Source organism: Leisingera sp. ANG1 (genome assembly GCF_000203975.2).
Lineage (GTDB): Bacteria > Pseudomonadota > Alphaproteobacteria > Rhodobacterales > Rhodobacteraceae > Leisingera.
Genome location: NZ_AFCF02000008.1, coordinates 167,242 through 189,746, shown reverse-complemented (window position 1 = coordinate 189,746; position 22,505 = coordinate 167,242). Strand labels below are relative to the sequence as shown.

The 22,505-nt window shown below is 64.7% G+C and carries 19 protein-coding genes; 12 read left to right on the top strand and 7 right to left on the bottom strand.

All coding sequences use genetic code 11. From position 1 onward, the window contains the following. Positions 1 to 74: 74 nt before the first annotated feature. Together GC1_RS13575 and GC1_RS13570 are read right to left on the bottom strand one after the other, a co-directional pair. Positions 75 to 1,220, bottom strand: a complete 1,146-nt coding sequence (locus GC1_RS13575; protein ID WP_036762728.1) for an alpha-hydroxy acid oxidase — start codon at positions 1,218 to 1,220, stop codon at positions 75 to 77. A gap of 81 nt (positions 1,221 to 1,301) precedes the next feature. Next, a complete protein-coding gene (locus GC1_RS13570) occupies positions 1,302 to 3,101 on the bottom strand; it encodes a sensor domain-containing diguanylate cyclase (RefSeq protein ID WP_019298318.1) in 1,800 nt (599 codons plus the stop codon). 206 nt (positions 3,102 to 3,307) lie between these two features. Between GC1_RS13570 and GC1_RS13565 the strand changes: the two genes are divergently transcribed. Further along, positions 3,308 to 5,665 (top strand): ATP-dependent helicase, encoded by a 2,358-nt coding sequence (locus GC1_RS13565; protein ID WP_019298317.1) that lies wholly within the window; start codon positions 3,308 to 3,310, stop codon positions 5,663 to 5,665. A gap of 146 nt (positions 5,666 to 5,811) precedes the next feature. Here the strand turns inward: GC1_RS13565 and GC1_RS13560 are convergent, their stop codons facing one another. The 3 genes from GC1_RS13560 to GC1_RS13550 all read right to left on the bottom strand — a co-directional run bounded on the left by GC1_RS13560 (position 5,812) and on the right by GC1_RS13550 (position 7,989). Next, a complete protein-coding gene (locus tag GC1_RS13560) occupies positions 5,812 to 6,675 on the bottom strand; it encodes an EamA family transporter (protein ID WP_019298316.1) in 864 nt (287 codons plus the stop codon). Continuing rightward, positions 6,676 to 7,464 carry a phosphodiesterase gene (locus tag GC1_RS13555; protein ID WP_036762726.1) on the bottom strand — a complete coding sequence of 263 codons (789 nt, stop codon included), beginning with the start codon at positions 7,462 to 7,464 and terminating at the stop codon, positions 6,676 to 6,678. 315 nt (positions 7,465 to 7,779) lie between these two features. Then, entirely contained in the window at positions 7,780 to 7,989 is a 210-nt protein-coding gene (locus GC1_RS13550) for a DUF1127 domain-containing protein (protein WP_019298314.1), read from the bottom strand. 341 nt (positions 7,990 to 8,330) lie between these two features. On the opposite strand from GC1_RS13550, the gene GC1_RS13545 reads away from it, so the two are divergent. From GC1_RS13545 to mraY, 8 genes are all read left to right on the top strand, one after another. Then, on the top strand, positions 8,331 to 9,395 hold the full coding sequence (locus tag GC1_RS13545; protein ID WP_019298313.1) for an Mrp/NBP35 family ATP-binding protein: 1,065 nt from the start codon (positions 8,331 to 8,333) through the stop codon (positions 9,393 to 9,395). A gap of 887 nt (positions 9,396 to 10,282) precedes the next feature. Beyond that, positions 10,283 to 10,786, top strand: coding sequence for a division/cell wall cluster transcriptional repressor MraZ (mraZ, locus tag GC1_RS13540; protein WP_082020165.1), 504 nt, complete (start codon positions 10,283 to 10,285; stop codon positions 10,784 to 10,786). Positions 10,787 to 10,789: 3 nt separating this feature from the next. Continuing rightward, positions 10,790 to 11,782 (top strand): 16S rRNA (cytosine(1402)-N(4))-methyltransferase RsmH, encoded by a 993-nt coding sequence (rsmH, locus tag GC1_RS13535; protein ID WP_019298311.1) that lies wholly within the window; start codon positions 10,790 to 10,792, stop codon positions 11,780 to 11,782. Further along, positions 11,779 to 12,129, top strand: coding sequence for a cell division protein FtsL (gene ftsL / locus GC1_RS13530; RefSeq protein ID WP_019298310.1), 351 nt, complete (start codon positions 11,779 to 11,781; stop codon positions 12,127 to 12,129). The genes rsmH and ftsL overlap by 4 nt, the downstream gene beginning before the upstream one ends. Beyond that, entirely contained in the window at positions 12,126 to 13,910 is a 1,785-nt protein-coding gene (locus GC1_RS13525) for a peptidoglycan D,D-transpeptidase FtsI family protein (RefSeq protein WP_019298309.1), read from the top strand. Before ftsL ends, GC1_RS13525 begins: the two co-directional genes overlap by 4 nt. A gap of 17 nt (positions 13,911 to 13,927) precedes the next feature. Beyond that, positions 13,928 to 15,415, top strand: coding sequence for a UDP-N-acetylmuramoyl-L-alanyl-D-glutamate--2,6-diaminopimelate ligase (locus GC1_RS13520; RefSeq protein WP_019298308.1), 1,488 nt, complete (start codon positions 13,928 to 13,930; stop codon positions 15,413 to 15,415). Beyond that, a complete protein-coding gene (locus tag GC1_RS13515) occupies positions 15,412 to 16,812 on the top strand; it encodes a UDP-N-acetylmuramoyl-tripeptide--D-alanyl-D-alanine ligase (protein WP_019298307.1) in 1,401 nt (466 codons plus the stop codon). The genes GC1_RS13520 and GC1_RS13515 overlap by 4 nt, the downstream gene beginning before the upstream one ends. A gap of 21 nt (positions 16,813 to 16,833) precedes the next feature. After that, positions 16,834 to 17,916: a phospho-N-acetylmuramoyl-pentapeptide-transferase gene (gene mraY, locus GC1_RS13510; RefSeq protein WP_019298306.1), complete on the top strand. Its 1,083-nt coding sequence runs from the start codon at positions 16,834 to 16,836 to the stop codon at positions 17,914 to 17,916. A 569-nt stretch (positions 17,917 to 18,485) separates the two neighbouring features. On the opposite strand, the gene GC1_RS13505 is transcribed toward mraY, so the two are convergent. Then, positions 18,486 to 19,400 carry a glutaminase gene (locus tag GC1_RS13505; RefSeq protein ID WP_019298305.1) on the bottom strand — a complete coding sequence of 305 codons (915 nt, stop codon included), beginning with the start codon at positions 19,398 to 19,400 and terminating at the stop codon, positions 18,486 to 18,488. Between the two features lie 130 nt (positions 19,401 to 19,530). Between GC1_RS13505 and murD the strand changes: the two genes are divergently transcribed. Together murD and GC1_RS13495 are read left to right on the top strand one after the other, a co-directional pair. Beyond that, positions 19,531 to 20,928 (top strand): UDP-N-acetylmuramoyl-L-alanine--D-glutamate ligase, encoded by a 1,398-nt coding sequence (murD, locus tag GC1_RS13500; protein ID WP_019298304.1) that lies wholly within the window; start codon positions 19,531 to 19,533, stop codon positions 20,926 to 20,928. A 19-nt stretch (positions 20,929 to 20,947) separates the two neighbouring features. Next, positions 20,948 to 21,289 carry a thiamine-binding protein gene (locus GC1_RS13495; RefSeq protein ID WP_019298303.1) on the top strand — a complete coding sequence of 114 codons (342 nt, stop codon included), beginning with the start codon at positions 20,948 to 20,950 and terminating at the stop codon, positions 21,287 to 21,289. Positions 21,290 to 21,349: 60 nt separating this feature from the next. Here GC1_RS13495 and GC1_RS22200 read toward each other — a convergent pair whose 3' ends face one another. After that, entirely contained in the window at positions 21,350 to 21,514 is a 165-nt protein-coding gene (locus tag GC1_RS22200) for a DUF1127 domain-containing protein (protein ID WP_152610601.1), read from the bottom strand. Positions 21,515 to 21,606: 92 nt separating this feature from the next. Here GC1_RS22200 and GC1_RS13490 point away from each other — a divergent pair, with 92 nt between their 5' ends. Next, positions 21,607 to 22,503 carry a LysR substrate-binding domain-containing protein gene (locus GC1_RS13490; protein ID WP_019298301.1) on the top strand — a complete coding sequence of 299 codons (897 nt, stop codon included), beginning with the start codon at positions 21,607 to 21,609 and terminating at the stop codon, positions 22,501 to 22,503. The last annotated feature ends 2 nt before the right edge of the window (positions 22,504 to 22,505 follow it).

Genomic DNA, 22,505 nt, shown 5'->3' with positions numbered 1-22,505 from the left:
AAGTGACGCTGCGTGTGCGTCATTTTGGCGCAATTCGTGCGAATTCGCGCAAAAAGCGCCGGCCGGGTGCGCAATCAGCCCAGTTGACGGGTTTGCAATCCGCATGCCCCGGCCAGGCTGGACAGGCCCAGCTGGCCCATATTGGCCTCCAGATCCTTGGCGAGGATGCTGATCAGATGCGCCGGTCCGGCACTTCCCAGGGCCGCCAGCGCATAGTGGAAGGCACGCCCCAGCATGACGAAATCCGCCCCCAGCGCCAGCGCCCGCAGGATGTCCAGCCCGCCCCCGATGCCGCTGTCAAAGATCACTGGCACGGTGACGGAATTGCGGATCTCCGGCAGCAGGCTGATGGCGGGCGGGCAGCCGTCGAACTGGCGGCCGCCGTGGTTCGACAGCCAGATCGCATCCGCGCCGGCTTCCTGCAGCCGCTGCGCATCCGCAGCCCGCTGCACCCCCTTGATGATAAACGGTCCGTCCCAGTTGCGCCGCAGCCAGTGCACATACTCCCAGTCGGGAGAGGTGCGCAGCAGGTATCCTATATGTGCCGTTGGCGGCAGGTTGGCCTGCTCGCCGCTGATGTATTTGTCCAGCGTCCGCATATGCGGCATTCCGGCCTGTGCCATTCCCAGCGCCCAGGCGGGCCGCATCGCGATCTGGGCCAGCAGACGCGGGGTCAGCCGCGGCGGCTGCGTCAGACCGGAACGCGTCTGCCGTTCCCGGCGCGAAGCCACCGGCACATCCACCGTCAGCACCAGCGTGCGGAACCCGGCGTCCTTCGCCCGCGCCAGCATATCGGCACGGATGCCTTCATCCTTGGGCGGGTACAGCTGGAACCAGGCATCCGCCCCCAAATGCGGCGCTAGGTCCTCAGGCGATTGGCTGGCCACGGTGGACAGGCAATAGGGAATGCCCGCGGCAGCAGCGCTGCGGGCCAGGATGCCCTCCGCATCCGGCCAGATCAGCCCCGACATGCCGACCGGAGCGACCCCGAACGGGAAAGCGTGCTTCGTACCCAGCAGTTCGGCAGACAGGTCCGTCTCCAGCGGCCCGTGCAGCACCGAGGGCAGCATGCCGATCCGGTCCAGCCCGGCACGGTTCTGCGCCTTGGCGGATTCAATACCTGTGCCGCTGTCCAGATACTCCCAGACAAACTTGGGCAGCCGTTGCCGGGCGCGGCGTTTCAGGTCATCTAGGCCCGGGTATGTCTGATGCTGATCCATCTGCGCATTGGTACGCGCCGCAAGGGATTGTGCAAGGAAAAGCGCCGGCGCCTGCATCGGGCGCCGGCGGCCAGCCGCGGCTTATGCCGCGCCTTTCTTCCGGTCCTCTGCATCCTCTGCACTGCCGGCGGCAGGCAGCGCCGCAGGATTGCGGGGCAGGGGGCTCGCGCCCTCGGCGATGCAGACCTGGTTGCGGCCCTTGGCCTTCGCCTCATAGAGCGCCTCGTCCGAGGCGCGCAGCAGATCCTGCGGCATGGTGCCATGCGCCGGGTAATGGGCCACCCCCAGCGAGATCGAGATCCGCGGCAGCGCCTTTTCGCCGTAGCGCACCACCACGTCCTCAATGGCCTGGCGCAGCAGTTCCGCCTTGGTGACCGCATCTTCCGGGCTCACGCCCGGCAGCAGCAGCGCGAACTCCTCGCCGCCGGGGCGGCAGGCCACCTCATCGCCATCGCAGGCCTGCTCCATCGCGGCGCCAACCGCGCGCAGCACCATGTCGCCGGCATCATGGCCGTGGTTGTCATTGAATTTCTTGAAGTGATCGACGTCGATCGACACCACGCTCAGCGGCTTGCCGCTGTTCTGGCTGGCCCCCACGAACTTGCGCAGGGATTCGGTCATGTGGCGGCGGTTGAACAGCCCGGTCAGCGAATCGCGCACCGACTGGTCGTGCAGCTGATCGCGCATCTTCACGTTGGCAATCGCCATGCTGATCTGCTCGGCGCACATCTGCGCCAATTGCTTGCAGCCGGCAAAATCCCCGGCCCGGCTGGGACGCGCCCGCAGATGCATCAGGCCCACCGTCTCGCCATGCGCCAGAATCGGAAAGCAGAAATAGGGGCGCCCGTCGTGCGGTTCTGCATGGGCACAGGTGAACTCGACTTCCGAGGCGCCGAACTCATAGGTCCGCCCGCGGCGCAGGCCCCAGCACTCGCCTGGCTGGATATGGTCCTTGTGGCTGCCGCCGTTCCAGCTGGAGCATCCATCCAGCACATCACGCGAATTAGAGAACACATAGATGCTGCCTTCTGCATCCGGCAGCAGATGGCCCATGAACTCCGACACCATGTCAAACAGCTCACCCAGCGAGCGGCAGGATTGCAGCCACTCGTTCAGTTCGCCCAGCAGCTTCACCTCCCGCGCCAGTTGCAGCTGGTTCGCCATTGCCTCCTGATCGCGGGCAGAGCGTTCCTCAACCTGGCGCAGGCTGCGGCGGTTGGCCTTGAAGACGACAACCGACACGATGGTCATCGCCGCCACTGTCACCAGCGAAATCAGCGCCAGCGAGATCCGGACGCGGGTGATGAAGGTGTTCCGGATATCGGTGATGTCCGAATAGAACTCAATGGCGCCAATGAAAATGCCGTCGTGCAGCACCGGGGAATAAACCTCTGCCACCTCGCGCTCCGGGATCGACCCGTCCGCATTGGCCGCGGTGCGCAGCCCGTCCACCTCTGTCGCGGGCTTTTCCTCATGCTTGTAATAAACCAGCCCTTGCGAGACGACGGACTGAAAATACGGCTTGGTGTTGCGCTCACCGATTTCCTCGGGCCGCGTCGACCAGAAGATAGTGCCATCCGCCTCAAACAGTTTCAGCCGGTACACATCCGAGGTTTCCGGCACCAGGCCCAGGTATTCCTGGTCGTGCTCATCCAGATCACCCAGCACAAAGGCATCCTTGCTGTTATCAAGATGCAGCAGAACCGCCCGCCGCCAGGTGTCGGCCTGCTTTCGCAGGTCCGCTTCCAGCATCCGGTCCACAATAGGTGCCGGCACAGAATAGACCGCCCAGGCGCTCAGGCCGGCCGCCGCCAGCAGCAGCGGCAGCATCGAAAATGTTTTGAGCTTGGATATCAGCTTCCGGGCCGTCCCCTGTGTCATGGTGGTCCTCTGGCATTGGGCGTTTGCGCTAGAATTGCGCGTTAGCCTTTACAGAACATGAAGACACCGGTCTGCGCTTGTGCCGAATAGGCAAAATGCAAGCAAAAGCAGGCCTTGACGCCGGGTGCGGATACTAGGGGCGGACAAGTGAACAGACTGTGAACGTCCTCTTTCCGCCGGACCTGAATCACGCTAGGATCACGGCCATGAGCAGTTTTGACGAAATGGACGCCTTTGAGGGCGCATCGCTGTCGTCCCGCGCCATGGGCGCGCGGGTGATGCCCTATTTGGACACGCTGAATCCCGCCCAGCGGGAGGCGGTGGAATGCCTCGACGGACCGGTGCTGATGCTGGCCGGCGCCGGAACCGGCAAGACCAAGGCGCTGACCACCCGCATCGTGCATCTCCTCAGCACCGGCCGCGCGCGCCCGAACGAGATCCTGTCGGTCACTTTCACCAACAAGGCCGCCCGCGAGATGAAGGAGCGGGTGGCAGGCATGCTCGGCCAGGCGGTCGAAGGCATGCCCTGGCTCGGCACCTTCCACTCGATCTGCGTCAAACTCCTGCGCCGCCATGCGGAACTGGCGGGGCTGAAATCGAATTTCACCATTCTCGACACCGACGACCAGATCCGGCTGCTGAAACAGCTGATCCAGGCCGCAGGCATCGACGACAAGCGCTGGCCCGCGCGGATGCTGGCAAACATCATTGACGACTGGAAAAACCGCGCCCTGACGCCGGACAAGGTGCCGTCTGCAGATGCCGGTGCCTACAACTATCTGGGCGTCGAGCTTTACAGTCAGTATCAAAGGCGGCTGTTGGAACTGAACGCGGTCGATTTCGGTGACCTGCTCCTGCACATGGTGACAATCTTCCAGAACCACCCCGATGTTCTGGAGCAGTACCAGCGCTGGTTCCGCTACATCATGGTGGATGAATACCAGGATACCAACGTCGCCCAGTACCTGTGGCTGCGGCTGCTGGCCGGTGCGCACAAGAACGTCTGCTGCGTTGGCGACGACGACCAGTCGATCTACGGCTGGCGCGGCGCCGAGGTTGGCAACATCCTGCGGTTCGAGAAGGATTTTCCCGGCGCCATGGTGGTGCGGCTGGAGCAGAACTACCGCTCCACCGGCCATATCCTCGCCGCCGCCGCGGGCGTGATCCGCGGCAATGCCGGCCGTCTGGGCAAGGAGCTGTGGACCGACGCGGGCGATGGCGAGAAGGTCCGGCTTATCGGCCACTGGGATGGCGAGGAAGAGGCCCGCTGGATCGGCGAAGAGATTGAATCGATGCAGCGCGGCACCCGTGGACAGTCTCCCCTCGGCCTCAACAGCATGGCCATCCTGGTCCGCGCCTCCCACCAGATGCGCGCGTTTGAGGACCGCTTCCTCACCATCGGCCTGCCGTACCGGGTGATCGGCGGCCCGCGCTTCTATGAGCGGATGGAGATCCGCGATGCCATGGCCTATTTCCGCGTTGTGGTCTCGCCTGATGACGGTCTGGCGTTTGAACGCATCGTCAACACGCCAAAACGCGGCCTTGGCGACAAGGCGCAGCAGACCATCCAGATGGTTGCCCGCGAGAACAACGTCTCGCTGGTGGAGGGCGCCCGGCTGGCAGTTGAAGGCGGCCATATCAAGGGCAAGGGCGCAGGCAAGCTGCGCGAACTGGTCGAGGGCATTGCCCGCTGGGGCCGCATGGCCGGCGACGCGGACATCACCCATATGGAGCTGGCGGAGATCATCCTCGACGAGTCCGGCTACACAACCATGTGGCAAAACGACAAAAACCCGGATTCGCCCGGTCGGCTGGAGAACCTCAAGGAGCTGGTCAAGGCGCTGGAAAGCTTCGAGAACCTCCAAGGCTTCCTCGAGCACGTCAGCCTGGTGATGGACAATGACAAGCAGGACGCGGATGAGAAGGTCTCGATCATGACCCTGCACGCCGCCAAGGGCCTGGAGTTCCCCGCTGTTTTCCTGCCGGGCTGGGAGGATGGGCTGTTCCCCTCGCAGCGCTCGATGGACGAAAGCGGCCTGAAAGGCTTGGAGGAAGAACGCCGCCTGGCCTATGTCGGCATCACGCGGGCAGAGCAGATCTGCACCATCTCCTTTGCCGGCAACCGCCGGGTGTTCGGCCAGTGGCAGTCGCAGCTGCCCTCCCGCTTCATTGACGAACTGCCGGAGGAGCACGTCGAGGTGCTGACTCCGCCGGGCCTCTACGGCGGCGGTTACGGCGCGGCGGCTCCAGGTGCCGCACAAGTCCGCTCCACCATCGACGAGCGCGTGGCACAGGCCGACGGCTACAACTCCCCCGGCTGGAAACGGATGCAGGCCCGTGCAGGGCAGTACGGCATGTCTCAGCCCAAGGAGAGCAGGAACACGGTGATCGACCTCACCGCCACCTCTAGCTTCACGATGGGGGAGCGGGTGTTCCACCAGAAGTTCGGCTATGGCGCCATCACCGGCATCGAGGGCGACAAGCTTGAAGTGGACTTCGAGAAGGCAGGCCCCAAGAAAGTGGTGGCCAAGTTTGTGACCGCCACCGACGACGTGCCGTTCTGAAACATCCATCTGCATCGGGATGACCGCCGGATCGGATCGCGCAGCGATCCGATCCGGGCGCAGGCGCGGCGGGCAGCACTGCTGCCCGCCGCGCCTGCGCCACCCTCTTCCTCTGAAGTTCGCGTGAGGCGGGGAGGGCTGCAGGTTTACCGCAGCGCAATCATCGCAATACCTGCGGCAATCAGCACCGCCCAGCCCAGCCGGCTGAGACCGCGCGGCTCCTTCAGCACCAGCGCCGCCAGGATCACAGACACCGGGATCGACACCTGCCGCACCGCGCTTACCGCCGCCGCCTCGGCGCCCAGCTGAAACACCCGCAGGATCAAGAGGTACGACAGGTAGGACGACAGCCCGGCAAACAGGATGCGCCAGGGGTTCTGCGCCCAGCCGCGCACCACGCCTAGCAGCGGCGCCGACTGCCCCCTATCCTCCCAGGCGCGCAACGCCCCCATCGCCAGCGTCACCAGGATATAGGTCCAGAACAGGAACGGCGCGCTGGCTGCTCCTTGCATCGCTGCCGCGTCGGAAATCGAATAGGCCGCGGAGCCCAGCATCGCCATCGCCGCCATGGCAAAGGCGCGCGGATCATCCAGCAAGCGACCCTTGCCCTTCTGGATCATCAGCCCGGCCCAGATGATCAGCCCCATCCCCAGCAGCGCCGCCCCGGTATAGCTGCGGTCCAGCACCAGCCAGCTGAAGGCGGCAATCGCCAGGGGCGAGGAGCGCACGATCGGGTAATAGGCCGACAGGTTTCCCCGCCGCAGCGCCGACAGGGTGCCATAGTAGTAAACCGTCAGCCCCAGCGCCGAAGCCAGAACCAGAGGCCAGACCCCGGCGGGCAGGGCAGGGCTATGCCCCGCCAGCGCCATGTGCAGGCCTGCAAACACCACCCACGACAGGCACACGCCGGTGTAGCAGGACACCGGATGCGCCACGCCCTTCAGCGTCAGGTCGCGCAGCGGGTGGGTGACCGCCGACAAGAGGACCAGCAAGATCCACAGAAGTTCCACTTAGGAGACAGCCCCCTGGCCGGGCCGGTCCAGATAGGCATCGAAATGCACCGTTACCTGGTCATCGCTCACCTGCACCACGCCATAGGCCATCGGCTCAACGCAGTATTCGCTCCCGGCCCGTTCCGGCACCAGCGGGATCTGGTGGTTGGTGCTGGGCAGCGAGGTGAAGCTGTAGCCGCGCCAGTTCACATAGGTCATCCGGTGGATATGGCCAAAGAAGATATGGCGGATGTTCCGCCCCTTCTGCAGTGCGGCGTGAAAACATTCCGGATCGCGCAGCTTGATGTCGTCCACATAGGGCAGACCGACGTCAAACGGCGGATGGTGCAGGAACAGGAACACCGGTGTTTCCCCGGCCTGCTCCAGCTCCGCCTCCAGCCAAGCCAGCCGTTGTGTGCACAACTCGCCATCATGGACACCCGGCCCGCCGGTCAGGGTGTCCAGAAACAGGAACCTGGCACCACCCGCCGCGTGACTGTGCTGCACAAACCCGCCGCCGTCGCGCGGGTGATCCGCAAAGACGCTCAGGAAATTCTCCCGCACATCATGATTGCCCAGCATCAGGAATGTGGGCAGCGGGAACGCCGCCAATTGCTCCTGCAGCCAGCCATAGGCCGCCGGATCACCCTCATCTGCCAAATCGCCCGAAATCACGCAGAACGCCGCATCGCGGTGCCACTCAGTAATATCCGCCAGCACCCGGCTGAGATTCGCAGCCGGATCGCCGCCATTCAGCGGCACGCCCGGCGCCATTAGGTGGATATCGGTGAGGTGGATGAATTTCATGGCGCGGTCCCGCAAATCACTGATGCCTATGCCTACGATCAAATCAGCAGATGCGGCAAAGGGATAGCGCAAAACCGTCAGCCTCCCGGCCCGGGCGCGGCAAACCGCGGCCCTAGAATCAAGAAACGGCGGCGCCCAGGGAGGAGGAGGGGGCACCGCCGTTCTGTCAAACACCGGGTATCAGGGAGGAGGAGACCCCGGTGATCCAATCCCGGCTTTCGGCCGGTATAGGGTGCGGCGGCATCAGGGAGGAGGAGGATGCCGCCGCAGAAGACAGGCTCTTCTAAGGGAGGAGGAGAAGGAGCCTGATCTCTATCAGTTGTTCTCGTATGCCGCCTGGTAGGCGACGCGCTTGATTTCGGACCGGTTCAGGCCCAGGTCAGCCAGATCGCGGGCGGTCAGCGCGGACAGCTCATTCACGGTCTGGCGGTACAGGCGGTAGCGGGTGAACTTGACCAGCAGGGCATCCAGGAAGCCTACCGGGGATGCAATGCTCACCGCGGACATCTGTTGTGCTGCTGCCATCGTTCTGTTCCTTCGTCTATCGTCTCGTCTGTGCCGTCGTGGCGTTTCTTGAATGACAATTTAAGGAAATGCCGCAGATGCACAATCCCGCGCTTCGTCAATGCCGCTATGCAGCATCTGCATGGGTGACGCAGGGTAGGCCTTTGTAATTGGCCAAGATTTTCCGCGGCCCGTTGCGCAGCTGTATAATTTCCGGGCATGCAGCCACGCTCAGCGCATGGCTTGTGCGGCTGTGGATTGACACATCTGCCGCCCTGTTGATGCGGCAAAGGCGCAGGCCGGGTTCCCTGCGCGCGGGCACACACATATATATGGGCCGGATTTGACGCAGGAGAGCAGCAATGAGTGTCACACAGGAACAGATTCGCGCGGTGCTGGAACGGCTGGCGCTGCCGGACGGCGGCACCCTGGTCTCCCGTGACATGCTGCGCGCCCTGCGCATCGAGGGCGGCAAGGTGAGCTTCGTTATCGAGGCGCCCAGCCCCGAGATCGCCAAGCTGATGGAGCCGCTGCGCAAGGCCGCCGAGGCCGCGGTGCAGTCGCTGGAAGGCGTTGAAACCGTCTCCGCCGCGCTGACCGCCCATGCCCCCCAGCAGCCCGCACCCAGCCTCAAGGTCGGCGGTCACCCGAAGCCGCAGGCGGAGCCGCTGAAACCCGCAGGCGTCAAGCGTATCCTGGCCATCGCCTCCGGCAAGGGCGGGGTGGGCAAGTCCACCGTGTCGTCGAACCTCGCTGTGGCGCTGGCCAAACAGGGCCGCAAGGTGGGCCTCTTGGATGCCGACATCTACGGCCCGTCCCAGCCGCGGATGATGGGCGCCAGGGGTCGCCCCGCCAGCCCGGACGGCAAAATCATCGAGCCGCTGCACGCCCATGGCGTCACCCTGATGTCGATCGGCTTCATGGTGGATGACGCCAAGGCCGTGGTCTGGCGCGGCCCGATGCTGATGGGCGCACTGCAGCAGATGCTGGGGCAGGTGAATTGGGGCGAGCTGGACGTGCTGATCGTCGACCTGCCGCCCGGCACCGGCGACGTGCAGCTGACGCTGTGCACCAAGGCAGAGCTTTCCGGCGCCATCGTGGTCTCCACCCCGCAGGATGTGGCCTTGCTGGACGCACGCAAGGCGATGGACATGTTCAACACCCTTAAAACCCCGGTGCTGGGACTGATTGAGAACATGTCATTCTTCACCTGTCCCGATTGCGGCGGCGAACATCACATCTTCGGCCACGGCGGCGTCGCGGCAGAGGCCGAAACCCTTGGCCTGCCTCTGCTGGGGGCTCTGCCGATTGATCTGGAGACCCGCCTGGCCGGCGACAGCGGCACGCCCATCGCCGCGGGGGAGGGGCCAATGGCCCAGGCCTATGCCCGCATTGCCGAAGGCTTGATCGGCGGCGGCATGGCCTGAGGCGCCGGTCCGCTCCCAAAAATTGAGAGACTTTTCTGACAGGCCCGCCGTTTTGGCGGGCCATTAGCATGACGGGGGTGAACCATTGGTTGCCTGCGCGCAGAGCACAGCGGGGGCGGAGTATTCTGTTGCTTTGGGCGCAAATGGGATTGCCCGCCGGAAATGGGACTGCATGGCACATGCTGCGCCGGGCGGGAACTTATGGGACCGCTGGGAAAGCGTGGGACTGATGGGAAATCACGGGAACTGCGGGAAATCATGGGCAGCATGGGAAATCATGGCCCTTTCCCTGCAATGCACCCCTTGAAGTTGCGAATCACTCAGTGTTGAAACGCTTATGCAGGGCGTTTTTAGCGCTGTTTCTGATTGCTGGGCGAGAACGTATCGGGAACATTCAAATTCGTGAGCGCGGGATCTGTGGAATCGCGGGAAACTATGGGAAAAAAGTTGCCTCTGCAATCTGTGTCTATATCTAGTGTTTGCGCTGAGTTTACTCACTAGTGGTTCCGAATTTTGCCCTAATTTGACTGCGAATCTTGCCCGAATCTGCGGATTCCTTGTCAAGGCTTCGGCGATTTCCCGCAGAAAACAGTTGCGGGACCATCAATTCCCATAGTATCCCTAGTTCATCGGATGAGACGAGGGACGGGGCGCCAAACGACCCCAGAGCCAAAAACAAAACAAGCAGGTTTCATACAGGCCTTCGCTTTCATCGAACCAAGAGATCCGGCGCGCGGGCGAGCAGACATCCCCCCAGGTGGCGCGTGCAGTCGGACATCCCGCAAAGCGGGCCAAGGCGGCGGGTTGATCAGTGGCAGCAGATCAACCCGCCCCTTTTCATTCTGGGGGACGGATTAACGCGAGGGACGCGCGAAAAGGACGGGAAATTGGGCCGCAGGTTCAGAGGCGAAAGCCACCACAAGGTGGATACAAAGGGGCGGGTGTCAATTCCTGCCTCCTTTCGCCGTGTGCTGGAGGCCGCTGACCCCAATTGGCAGCCCGGCCAGAACCCCGAACTGGTGATCGTCTACGGCGACCAGCGCCGCAACTTCCTGGAATGCTATACTATAGAGGCGATCGAGGAGGTCGACGCCAAGATCGACCAGCTCCCGCGCGGCTCGATGCAGCGCAAGATGCTGCAGCGCATGTTCCACGGTCAGTCGTTCCCGACCAACGTGGATGAGACCGGCCGCCTGGTTCTGCCGGCCAAGCTGCGCCAGAAAATCGACCTTGAGGCAGAGGCCTTCTTTATCGCCGCAGGCGACACCTTCCAGATCTGGAAGCCGGAAACCTACGAGGCAGAGGAACTGGCCCAGGCCGAAGAATGGATGGACGACCTGCCAGAAGGTTTCGATCCAATGGAATTCCTAGACGGCGCCGGGGGCGCTTAAGACATGACCCAGGACCAAACAGCTGCCAATGGTCCCCACATCCCGGTTCTTCTCCGCCCGCTGCTTGCAGCCGTGGCGCCGGTGTCGGGCCGCTGGCTTGATGGCACCTTCGGGGCAGGCGGCTATACCCGCGGCCTCTTGGAGGCCGGTGCTGAGCAGGTGATCGGCGTTGACCGCGACCCGCTGGCCTTTGAACTGGCAAAACCCTGGGCGGGGGAGTACGGCGACCGCCTGATCCTGCAGCCCGGTGTCTTTTCCCGCATGGATGAATACGCCCAGGACCTCGACGGCGTGGTGCTGGACCTTGGCGTCTCCTCTATGCAGCTGGACCTGGCCGAGCGCGGCTTCTCCTTCATGAAAGACGGCCCGCTGGATATGCGGATGTCGCAGTCCGGCCCCTCCGCCGCGGACCTGATTGCCGAGCTGGACGAAGCGCAGATCGCCGACATCCTGTTCCACTACGGTGAGGAACGCGCCAGCCGCCGCATCGCCAAGGCGATTGTCAAAGAGCGCGCGATTGAACCCATCACCACCACCCTGCGCCTTGCGGGCATCATCGAGAGTTGCCTGCCGCGCCCCAAGCCCGGCCAGTCGCACCCGGCGACCCGCAGCTTCCAGGGCCTGCGCATCGCGGTGAACGCCGAATATGACGAGCTGTTCGAGGGCCTTCTGGCCGCTGAACGGGCGCTGAAGCCCGGCGGGCTGCTGGCGGTTGTGACCTTCCACTCGGTCGAGGACCGCATGGTCAAACGCTTCTTCCAGCACCGCGCAGGCAAAACCGGCCGCGCCAATCGCTACGCGCCGGAACAGGCGGAAACACCCTCACAATTCGAACTGGTCACCCGCAAGGCCGTGGGCCCGGACGATCAGGAGTTGGCCGAAAACCCGCGCTCCCGCTCCGCCCGCCTGCGGGTCGGACGCCGGACGGACGCCGCACCGGGGCCAATCACGGCCAAGGAACTTGGAATGCCGCAGCTGAAAGAGGCGCGCAAATGAAGACTTTGCTGTATGCCGCTACCTGCCTGGCCGTCTTCGGCCTCGCCTTCTGGGCCTACCGCGAAAATTACGCCACTCAGCAGGTGCTGAAAGACACCCGCGCGTTGCAGCGCCAGATCGGCGCCGCCCAGGTGCGCCTCAGCGTGCTGCGCGCGGAATGGGCCTACCTGAACCGCCCGCAGCGTCTGCGCGACCTTGCGGACATCAACTTTGACAGCCTTGGCCTTTTGCCGCTGCGCCCGGATCAGTTCGGCCGCGTGGATGAGGTCTCCTACCCGGCGCCGCCGGTGCTGGAGATCACCAACGAGGTTGAAGTTTCCGGCCTGAACGCAGGGAGCCAGCCATGATCCGCACACCGCTCCGCCCGCTGGCCCGCATCCTCCACGCCCGCGCAAGCGGCGAAAACCCGGATGTGATCGAAGAGGAAAACATCAGCCTGCGCCATCAGGAAATGCAGGTGCAGGCCCGCCAGCGCGCCGAGGGGCGGCTTCTGGTGCTGGGGTTGTTCTTTGTTTGCGCCTTCGGGGCGATCATCGCCCGCATGGGCATGACCGCAGTGTCGGAACCGGCCGAGCCCGTTGCCAGCGTCCCCGGCGCCGCCATCGCCGCGCAGCGCGCCGATATCGTTGACCGCAACGGCAGCCTGCTGGCCACCAATTTCGAAACCCATTCCCTTTACGCCCAGCCGCCGCAGATGATTGACCCGGTGGGGGCGGCTGAGAAACTGGTCGAGATCTTCCCTGACCTCGACCGCGAGCGCCTGATCAAGGACTTCACCGGCAAGCGCAAGTTCCTGTGGGTGAAGAAGAAAATCAGCCCAGAGCAGCTCCAGGCGGTGCATGATATCGGCGATCCCGGCCTGATGTTCGGCCCCCGCGAAATGCGCCTGTATCCCAACGGCAGTCTGGCCGCGCATGTGCTGGGCGGGGCCGGGTTCGGCAAGGAAGGCGTGAACGCGGCTGAGGTGATCGGCGTTGCCGGTGTCGAACGCCAGTTCGACGACTACCTGCGCGACCCGGCCAATGCGGGCAAACCGCTGCAGCTGTCGCTGGACCTCACCGTGCAGGCGGCGGCGGAGCAGGTGCTTTATGGCGGCATGAAGCTGATGAACGCCAAAGGAGCCACCTCGATCCTGATGGACGCTCACACAGGCGAAGTGATCTCGGTGGTCTCCTTCCCGGATTTCGACCCCAACGACCGTCCGCGCCCGCCCACCTCCGGTTTTGACCCCTCCGACAGCCCGCTGTTCAACCGCGCGGTGCAGGGCGTGTATGAACTGGGCTCCACCTTCAAGATCTTCACCGCCGCCCAGGCGATGGACCTCGGCCTGGTCAACGCCGACACCGTGATCGACACCCGCGGGCCGCTGCGCTGGGGCCGCTTTGCGATCCGCGATTTCCGCAACTACGGAAACGAAATGTCGGTGACCAAGATCATCGTCAAATCCTCCAACATCGGCACCGCGCGGCTGGCGCAGCAGATCGGGGTGGAGCGGCAGAAAAGCTTCCTGGAAACGATGGGAATGCTGGAGCCGACGCCGTTCGAGATTTCCGAGGCTGCCGGCGGCAAGCCGCTCTTGCCCGCCAACTGGTCGGAGCTGTCGGCGATGACCATCTCCTACGGCCACGGCATCTCCACCACGCCGATGCATCTGGCAGCGGGCTATGCGGCGGTGGCCAATGGTGGCCGTTACGTGGCGCCGACGATTCTGAAGCAGACCGCGCCGCAGCTGGGCCAGCGGGTGATGAGCGAGGCATCTGCCAGGGCCGCGCGCAAGATGTTGCGCAAGGTGGTCAGCGAAGGCACCGCCTCTTTTGCTGAAGTTGAAGGCTATCAGGTCGGCGGCAAGACCGGCACCGCCGACAAGCCCAAACCCCGCGGCGGCTATTATGATGACAAGGTGATCGCTACTTTTGCCTCTATTTTCCCGGCACATGACCCGAAATACGTGCTGATCGTAACGCTGGACGAGCCCTCGATTATTGCCCACGGCGAGGAGCGCCGGACCGCAGGCTGGACCGCCACCCCGGTGGCGGCTGAGATGATCGGCCGCGTCGCGCCGCTCCTGGGGCTGCGTCCGCAAGTTGAACCCGCAGAGGTGACTGGTATAACCCTCACCTCGAACTGACACAGGTGAGGGCCGCCATGAGCAGCAGCAGACCAGACCAGCCCCTGAGCCAATTGGGGCTCACTGCCCGCGGCGGCGCTGACCCGCAGATTTCCGGACTGGCGGTGGACAGCCGCGAGGTGCGCGAGGGGTTCCTGTTTGCCGCGCTGCCGGGCAGCCAGGTGCATGGCGCCAAGTTCATTCCCGGCGCATTGGATAAGGGGGCAACCGCCATCCTGACCGATGCCGCAGGGGCAGAAATCGCCGCCAAGGTATTGGACGAAAGCCACGCCGCGCTGGTGGTGGTTGAGGATCCGCGCCAGACCCTGGCCTATGCCGCCGCCTTGTGGTTCGGCGGCCAGCCGCAAACCGTGGTCGCGGTGACCGGCACCAACGGCAAAACCTCCGTGGCGACATTCGTGCGCCAGATCTGGTCTGAGCTGGGCCATGAGGCTGTCAACATGGGCACCACCGGCATCGAAGGTGCCTGGAGCTACCCGCTGGCCCATACCACACCGGAGCCGGTCACCCTGCACCGCGCGCTGGCTGAGGCCGCGGCGGCAGGCGTGACCCATGCGGCAATGGAGGCGTCCTCGCACGGGCTCGACCAGCGCCGCCTGGACGGGGTGCAGCTGGCGGCTGCCGGCTTCACCAATTTCACCCAGGACCACCTGGACTATCACGAGACATTCGATGCCTATTTCGCCGCCAAGGCGGGCCTGTTCCGCCGGGTGCTGCCGGATGAGGGCGTGGCGGTCATCAATATGAACGATCCCCGCGGCGCCGAGATGCGCGCGGTTGCCGCCGCCCGCGGGCAGGAGGTGATCAGCGTCGGCCGCGGCCTGGGCGATCTGAACCTGATGGGGATGCGCTATGACGGCACCGGGCAGGACGTGCGCTTCTCCTGGCATGACAAACCCTACCAGGTGCGGCTGAACCTCATCGGCGGTTTCCAGGCGGAAAACGTGCTCTTGGCCTGCGGGCTGGTGATTGCCGGCGGCGAGGACCCGGAGCGGGTGTTTGAAACCCTGCCGCATCTGACCACCGTGCGCGGCCGGATGCAACTGGCGGCATCGCGCGACAATGGCTCTGCAGTGTTTGTGGATTACGCGCACACTCCTGATGCCGTTGCCAGCGCCATCAAGGCGCTGCGGCCGCATGTGCTGGGCCGGCTGATTGCCATCGTCGGCGCTGGCGGCGACCGCGACACCACCAAACGGCCGCTGATGGGGCAGGCGGCGCATGACAATGCCGATGTGGTGATCGTCACCGACGACAACCCGCGCAGCGAGGACCCGGCCATCATCCGTGCTGCGGTCAAAGGCGGCGCGCCCGACTGTATTGAGATCGGTGACCGTGCCGAGGCGATCCTGCGCGGCGCTGACATGCTGCAGGCGGGTGATGCGCTGATTGTCTGCGGCAAGGGCCATGAGACCGGCCAGACCGTGGGCGACACGGTGCTGCCGTTTGACGATGTGGAGCAGGCCAGCATTGCCGTGGCCGCGCTCGATGGGAGGATCGCATGACCCTTTGGACCGCATCTGAGGCCGCCGCTGCTACTGGCGGGAAGGCGCAAGGCGACTGGTCTGTTTCCGGCCTGTCGATCGACACCCGCACCATCGAACCCGGCGATATGTTCGTGGCGCTGAAGGCCGCGCGCGACGGCCATGATTTCGTGGCGCAGGCGCTGGAAAAGGGTGCAGGCGCTGCGCTGGTCTCCCGCGTTCCCGATGGGGTGCCTGCGGACGCGCCGCTGCTGATTGTAGACGATGTGCAGGCGGGGCTAGAGGCCCTGGGCCGCGCGTCGCGGGCACGGACGAACGCCAAGGTCGTTGCGGTGACCGGCTCGGTCGGCAAGACCTCGACCAAGGAAATGCTGGCGCGGATGCTGTCGGACCAGGGCCGTACCCATGCCGCCGTTGCCAGTTACAACAACCACTGGGGCGTGCCGCTGACGCTGGCGCGGATGCCGCGCGATACCGAGTTTGCGGTGATCGAGATCGGCATGAACCACCCCGGCGAAATTGCGCCCCTGGCAAAGCAGGCGCGCCCGCATGTGGCGATGGTGACGACGGTTGCTGCCGTTCATCTGGAGGCCTTTGAAAACGTCGAAGGCATCGCGGCTGAGAAGGCCGCGATCATGGAAGGGCTGGAGCCCGGCGGCACCGCGGTTTTGAACGCCGATATTGCTGAGGCCCATGTACTGCACGACGTGGCCGCTGGTTTGGGTGCGACCGCCCGCTGGTTTGGCGAGAGCGCTGCGGACTACACCTTGCATTCCGCCGGGATAGAGGGCGAGGAGACCGTGGCCCGCGCCACGGCAAACGGCCGGGATGTTGAGCTGCATATTCAATCGCTTGGCGCCCATTTCGCAATGAATGCGCTGGGTGCGCTGGCCTGCGCCGAAGCTCTGGGCGCTGATCCGGCTAAAGCCGTTGAAAGCCTCGCCCTGTGGTCGCCGGTCAAGGGCCGCGGCGTGCGCGAAGCGATCCAACTGGAGAGCGGATCGATTACCCTGCTGGACGACAGCTACAACGCCAACCCGACCTCAATGGCGGCGGCGCTGGCGGTGCTGGCGGCGACGCCGGGGCAGGGGCGGCGGATCGCCTATGTCGGCGACATGAAGGAACTGGGGCCGCAGGAGGTGCAGCTGCACGCCGGGCTGGCGGATCTGGACGCGGTCCAGGGCATCGACAGGATTCACTGCATTGGCCCGCTGATGCAGGCGCTGCACGAAGCCTTGCCGGAGGAAAAACGCGGCGGCTGGTACGCAACCAGTGCCGAGGCGGTGCCCGATCTGGCGGGCGAAATCCATGGCGGCGACATCGTGCTGGCCAAGGGCTCGCTCAGCATGGCGCTGGCCAAGATCGTTGACGGCATCCGCGAAATGGGTCACTCCACCCCCACACAGGAAAACGCATAAGAGAACGAGGGAAGGGCTCAGATGCTCTATTGGCTGACCGCTTTGTCGGACGGGGGGGATGTTTTCAACCTCTTCCGCTACATTACATTCCGCGCAGGCGGCGCCTTCATGACCGCGCTGATCTTTGGCTTCCTGTTCGGCAAGCCGCTGATCAACGTGCTGCGCAAGCGCCAGGGCAAGGGCCAGCCGATCCGCGACGACGGGCCGGAGGGGCATTTTTCCAAGGCAGGCACCCCGACCATGGGCGGCCTGCTGGTGGTGGGCGCGCTGCTGACCGCAACCCTGATGTGGGCGCGCTGGGACAATCCCTTTGTCTGGCTGGTGCTGTTTGTGACGCTGGCCTACGGCCTGATCGGTTTTGCCGATGATTACGCCAAGGTCTCCAAGCAGAACACCGCGGGCGTGCCCGGCAAGGTCCGGCTGGCACTGGGGATCATGATTGCGGTAATAGCGGCAGTCTGGGCCGCGGCCTATCACCCGGCGCCCTTGCAGAACCATCTGGCGCTGCCGGTGTTCAAGGACACGCTGATCAATCTTGGGATTTTCTACGTGCCGTTCTCGATCTGCGTCATCGTCGGTGCTGCTAATGCGGTGAACCTGACAGATGGCCTGGACGGTCTGGCGATCATGCCGGTGATGATCGCGGCAGGCACCCTGGGCGTCATCGCCTATGCGGTGGGCCGCGTCGACTTCACCGAATATCTGGACGTGCATTACGTGCCTGGCACCGGCGAGATCCTGATCTTCTGTGCCGCACTGTTCGGTGCCGGCCTTGGCTTCCTGTGGTACAACGCGCCGCCCGCGGCGGTGTTCATGGGCGACACCGGCTCGCTGGCCCTGGGCGGCGCGCTTGGCGCTATCGCCATTGCCACCAAGCACGAGCTGGTGCTGGCCATCGTCGGCGGGCTGTTCGTGGTCGAGGCGCTGTCGGTGATCATTCAGGTCCTGTACTTCAAGCGCACCGGACGGCGGGTGTTTCTGATGGCGCCGATCCATCACCACTATGAGAAGAAGGGCTGGGCCGAGCCGCAGATCGTGATCCGCTTCTGGATCATCTCGCTGATCCTGGCAATGATCGGTCTGGCGACGCTGAAGGTGCGGTAAGACACGCCGTTTTACCGCCGCGCCGTGTCCTTGGCGGGGTGGTTTGAACTCTCTTTTCCATGGAACCGCCCGGGGCTGCTGCTGCGGGCGGTTTGTCTTTGAAGAAGAAGGCGGCGCCGCCGGAGGGGCGGAGCATCGGACAGCCCTTGCCAAGGGGCTGTGCCCGTCTATCGGCCTATGCGGGCCCGCCCTGCACCCAATGAAGAGGTGGTCTGAGGGGGCCGGTCTCCTGGTCTTCTTGTTGCAACGGTTCGAAGGTAACCCGGCGGAGTGAAGATGTGGTGAGGGCAGCGTACGCAGGGTACGCAACACCTTTCAAAAGCCTTCCGCCCGGCCGATAGGCCGGGCAGCGCCCGTCCCGCCCCCCACGGGGCGGGCGCTTCGCTTCCCACCCCGCCGGGCCGGGCGCCGCCCTCGGTGGTGGACGCGGGGTTTCAAACTCTATGCGATTTGGTGTCCGGTTCAATTAAGGCCGTAGACTGGATTGAAATGGAAGGTGCCAGGGACGTTTTGGCGCCTTCCCGGCACCGCTCTGCGCAGGCTGTGCAGGGGGGCTCGGAGCAACCGGATCAGAACACCGACCAGTCCATCTCGCGGGCCAGCAGCTCCATCGCTTCGGTGCCAAGTTTGGAGTTGCCGTTGTGGTCCAGCCCTGGCGACCAGACCGCGATGCTGGCTTTGCCCGGCACAATCGCCAGAATGCCGCCGCCGACCCCGCTCTTGGCGGGCAAGCCGACGCGGTAGGCGAACTCGCCCGACCCGTCGTAATGGCCGCAGGTCAGCATCAGCGCATTGAGCCGCCGCACCCTGCCTTGCGACACCAATGCCGGTTTGGCACCGCCACCGATCAGGAAGCGGCCTGCTTTGGCCAGCTGCACCGTGGTCAGTTCGGTGGCGCATTGGTGGAAATAGGTGCCCAGCGTTTTCTCCGGCGTGTTCTTGAGGTTGCCGAAAGACGCCAGGAAATTGGCAAGGGCAAAGTTGCGGTGCCCGTGGCGGGTTTCCGAGCTGGCAACTGCCTTGTTGATGTGGATGTCCTCGTCCCCTGCGGCGGCGCGGAAGAAGGCCAGGATTTCCGCCAGTGCTTCCTTTGGAGCGCGGCCGGCCAGCAGCTCATCCGTGGTGACGATAGCGCCTGCGTTGACGAAGGGGTTGCGGGGGCGGCCGCGCTCATGCTCCAGCTGGACGATAGAATTGAAGGCGGTGCCCGAGGGCTCGCGCCCGACACGGCTCCACAGCTGGTCGCCAGAGCGGCCAAGCGCGATGGCGAGCGTGAACACCTTGGTGATGCTTTGGGCGGAAAACCTTGTCAGCGCATCGCCCGCGTGGAACAGGCCGCCTTCGGCAGTGGCCACTGCAATCGCGAACTGGTTGGGGTCAACCTGCCCCAGTTCCGGAATATAGCTGGCGACGGCGCCGCGGTCGGTGCGGCCCTGCATCTCAGCACTGATCCGGTCGAGCAAAACCTGCATATCCGCAGCCACGGGGCGATCCTTCCTTCTTGATTTGCGCGGAATCTCCGGCATGGGCCGGGGCTTGTCAATCTGACGGCTCTGGCAAAGGCTGAGCGGATCGGATAGCGGTTCTGGCAATAGGTCTATGGGAGGGCAGGTGATGATCCCGGTCAAAGGATATGAGGGCGCCAAGGTGGCGGTGCTGGGTCTTGGACGCTCAGGCCTGACAACCGCACGGGCCCTGCGGGCAGGCGGTGCGGAGCCGCTGTGCTGGGACGACAACCCGGCAGCGCGCGAGGCGGCGGAGGCGGAAGGTTTTGACTGCCGCGATCTTCACAAAGCCGGTGCCTTTGATGACGTGGCGGCGCTAATCACGTCGCCCGGCATTCCCCATCTTTACCCGAAACCCAATCCGGTGATCCGCGCCGCGATGGAGGGTGGGGTGCCGGTGGACAATGACATCGGGCTGTTCTTCCGCTCCTTTGCCGATGCCGACTGGCAAATGCACGACCAGCCGCCGCGGGTGGTGGCTGTCACCGGCTCCAACGGCAAGTCGACCACGGTGGCGCTGCTGCACCACATCTTGCAAGAGGCGGGGCGAGAGAGCCAGCTGGCGGGCAATATCGGCCGCGGTGTGCTGGACATTGATCCGCCCGGTGAGGGCGGCGTGGTGGTGCTGGAGCTGTCGAGCTACCAGACAGAGCTGGCCCGCGCGCTGACGCCGGATGTGGCGGTGTTCACCAACCTGTCTCCTGACCATCTGGACCGGCACGGCGGCATGGGTGGCTACTTTGCTGCCAAACGCCGCCTGTTTGCCGAGGGCGGGCCGGACCGGGCCGTCATTGGCATCGACGAGGATGAGGGGCTGTTCCTGGCGGGCCAGCTGTCCGAAGGGCTGGGGGACGACCGGGTGATCCGGGTGTCCGCCGCGCGCAAGCTGACCGGACCGGGCTGGCAGGTCTTCGCAAAAAAGGGCTTCCTGAGCGAATACCGCAAGGGGCGGCAGGCGGCCTCGATTGACCTGCGGGAGATGATGGGCCTGCCGGGAGCGCACAATCACCAGAACGCCTGCGCGGCCTATGCCGCAGCGCGCACCTTGGGGCTGGCGCCGCGGCTGATCGGCGATGCGATGGCCAGCTTCCCCGGCCTGCCGCACCGCAGCCAGACCATCGCCGAGGCCGGTGGCGTGCGCTATGTGAATGACAGCAAGGCGACCAACCTGGACAGCGCCGTGAAGGCGCTGAGCGCCTTCAGGAACATCCGCTGGATTTGCGGCGGGCTGGAGAAGGACGGCGGGCTGGACGCCCTGAAGGGGCAGACCGGCAATGTTCAAAAGGCCTATGTGATTGGCCGCGAGGCGGCAGGGTTCGCTCTGCAGCTGGATGTGGAGGCCGAAGTCTGCACCACCATGGCCGCAGCGGTGGAACGCGCCATGGCGGAAGCGCAGGCTGGCGACACTGTGCTGCTGGCGCCGGCCGCCGCAAGCTTTGACCAGTACGACAACTTCGAGCAGCGCGGCGAGGATTTCGTGGCTGAGGTGAAGAAACGGCTGGGATGAGCCGCAGGAGGAGACAGGCATGACTGCAGGCGCTGCGACCGGCAATACCGTGATGCTGGCCTTTCAGGTCATACCGCGGCTGCGTGAGGGTAACAATTTCGAGGCGGTGGACGCGGCGATTGCCGTGGTGAAATCCGCAGGCGTGCCGTTTCAGGTGGGGGCGATGGAAACCACCATGAAGGGGGAGCTGGATCACCTGCTGGAGATCGTCAAAGCCGCGGAGAAAGCCTGCCTGGAGTTCGGTGCGGTGGAGGTGATCACCAATATCAAGATCCACACCACCACGCCCGAGGCGCATGACACCTTCTGCACCTATACCCGCGGTGTGACCCCGAACAACAAGGTGTTCATCGAAGAGTGAGCGAAGCGGCCGGCGGCAGGACGGCCTGGCTGATTTCCAGGGCCAGTCTCACAGGCCGGCTCACAGGCCGATGTCCCGCAGCAGATGCTCTGGCAGGTGGTTAAGCCGCCTGCGGGCCAGCTGCTGGCCGGCAGCCTGGCTGGCGGAGGCGTCCTCGCGCGGGTGCGAGACAAAAACTCTGCTGATAACGTGCCAGAGGCTCATCTGTGAAAGCATTTCAGACATGGGGTCAATCCTTGTTCTGTGTGAACAAGATGTGGCTGCTTGCCGCTTCAATGACCAATTGAATCTCAGCGGTCCTGGTATAAGCTGTCTTGATGGATCGACCTGTAAATCCCCTGCCGCCGCTGCCGGCGGTGCGCGTCTTTGAAGCCGCGGCCCGGCTGGGCAGTTTCAGCCGCGCGGCGGAGGAGCTTGCGATGACGCAGGCGGCGGTCAGCTATCAGGTCAAGCTGCTGGAGGACCGGGCCGGCCGGCCGCTGTTCAAAAGACTGCCGCGCGGGGTGGAGCCCACGGCGACGGGCAAGGCGCTGCAGCGTCAGGCCAGCGAAGCGCTGGACCTGTTGCGGCAGGGCTGGGCAGAAGTGCGCGGCAGCAGCGGCGAGGAGCTGGTGATCAGCACCATCACCAGTTTTGCCGCCTTTATTCTGGCACCGCGGCTGGGCCTGTTCCAGGTGGCGCACCCGGGCATCACCACCCGGGTTGACGTCAATCCGCGGGTTGCCGACCTGCTGGCCGGCGAGGCCAGCGTGGGCATCCGGGTGGGCCGCGGCAATTGGCCGGGGCTGGCCGCCGACCTGCTGATCCGCGCCAGCTATACGCCGCTTCTGACACCGGCGCTGATGGAGGCCTATGGCCCCATCGAAGAACCCGCCGACCTTCTGCGGGTGCCGCTGGTGGATGCGGGCGACCCGGCATGGGGCATGTGGTTCCGTGCTGCCGGGGTTGCGCCGCCGAAACGGGCGGAGCGGCACAGCCTTGGCACTCAGATGCTGGAGGTGCAGGCGGCCCTGGCAGGCCAGGGCGCCTGCCTGATGACACCGGCCTATGCCCGCGGGCTGATCGAAAGCGGCGCGCTGGTGCAGCCCTTCGATCTGGTGACAGAGGACGATATTTCAGCCTGGCTGGTCTACCCGGAGGCCCGCCGCGACGCGCCGGCCATTTCCGCTTTCCGCAGCTGGCTGCTGGCGGAGGTAGCGGAGCTGGCCGGGTAAAG

What these genes read in the sequence shown, in the direction of transcription:
- GC1_RS13575 (WP_036762728.1), bottom strand. Translation starts at nt 1,220, where the DNA reads ATGGATCAGCATCAGACATACCCGGGCCTAGATGACCTGAAACGCCGC.
- GC1_RS13570 (WP_019298318.1), bottom strand. Translation starts at nt 3,101, where the DNA reads ATGACACAGGGGACGGCCCGGAAGCTGATATCCAAGCTCAAAACATTT.
- GC1_RS13565 (WP_019298317.1), top strand. Translation starts at nt 3,308, where the DNA reads ATGAGCAGTTTTGACGAAATGGACGCCTTTGAGGGCGCATCGCTGTCG.
- GC1_RS13555 (WP_036762726.1), bottom strand. Translation starts at nt 7,464, where the DNA reads ATGAAATTCATCCACCTCACCGATATCCACCTAATGGCGCCGGGCGTG.
- GC1_RS13550 (WP_019298314.1), bottom strand. Translation starts at nt 7,989, where the DNA reads ATGGCAGCAGCACAACAGATGTCCGCGGTGAGCATTGCATCCCCGGTA.
- GC1_RS13545 (WP_019298313.1), top strand. Translation starts at nt 8,331, where the DNA reads ATGAGTGTCACACAGGAACAGATTCGCGCGGTGCTGGAACGGCTGGCG.
- rsmH (WP_019298311.1), top strand. Translation starts at nt 10,790, where the DNA reads ATGACCCAGGACCAAACAGCTGCCAATGGTCCCCACATCCCGGTTCTT.
- ftsL (WP_019298310.1), top strand. Translation starts at nt 11,779, where the DNA reads ATGAAGACTTTGCTGTATGCCGCTACCTGCCTGGCCGTCTTCGGCCTC.
- GC1_RS13525 (WP_019298309.1), top strand. Translation starts at nt 12,126, where the DNA reads ATGATCCGCACACCGCTCCGCCCGCTGGCCCGCATCCTCCACGCCCGC.
- GC1_RS13520 (WP_019298308.1), top strand. Translation starts at nt 13,928, where the DNA reads ATGAGCAGCAGCAGACCAGACCAGCCCCTGAGCCAATTGGGGCTCACT.
- GC1_RS13515 (WP_019298307.1), top strand. Translation starts at nt 15,412, where the DNA reads ATGACCCTTTGGACCGCATCTGAGGCCGCCGCTGCTACTGGCGGGAAG.
- mraY (WP_019298306.1), top strand. Translation starts at nt 16,834, where the DNA reads ATGCTCTATTGGCTGACCGCTTTGTCGGACGGGGGGGATGTTTTCAAC.
- murD (WP_019298304.1), top strand. Translation starts at nt 19,531, where the DNA reads ATGATCCCGGTCAAAGGATATGAGGGCGCCAAGGTGGCGGTGCTGGGT.
- GC1_RS13495 (WP_019298303.1), top strand. Translation starts at nt 20,948, where the DNA reads ATGACTGCAGGCGCTGCGACCGGCAATACCGTGATGCTGGCCTTTCAG.
- GC1_RS22200 (WP_152610601.1), bottom strand. Translation starts at nt 21,514, where the DNA reads ATGTCTGAAATGCTTTCACAGATGAGCCTCTGGCACGTTATCAGCAGA.
- GC1_RS13490 (WP_019298301.1), top strand. Translation starts at nt 21,607, where the DNA reads ATGGATCGACCTGTAAATCCCCTGCCGCCGCTGCCGGCGGTGCGCGTC.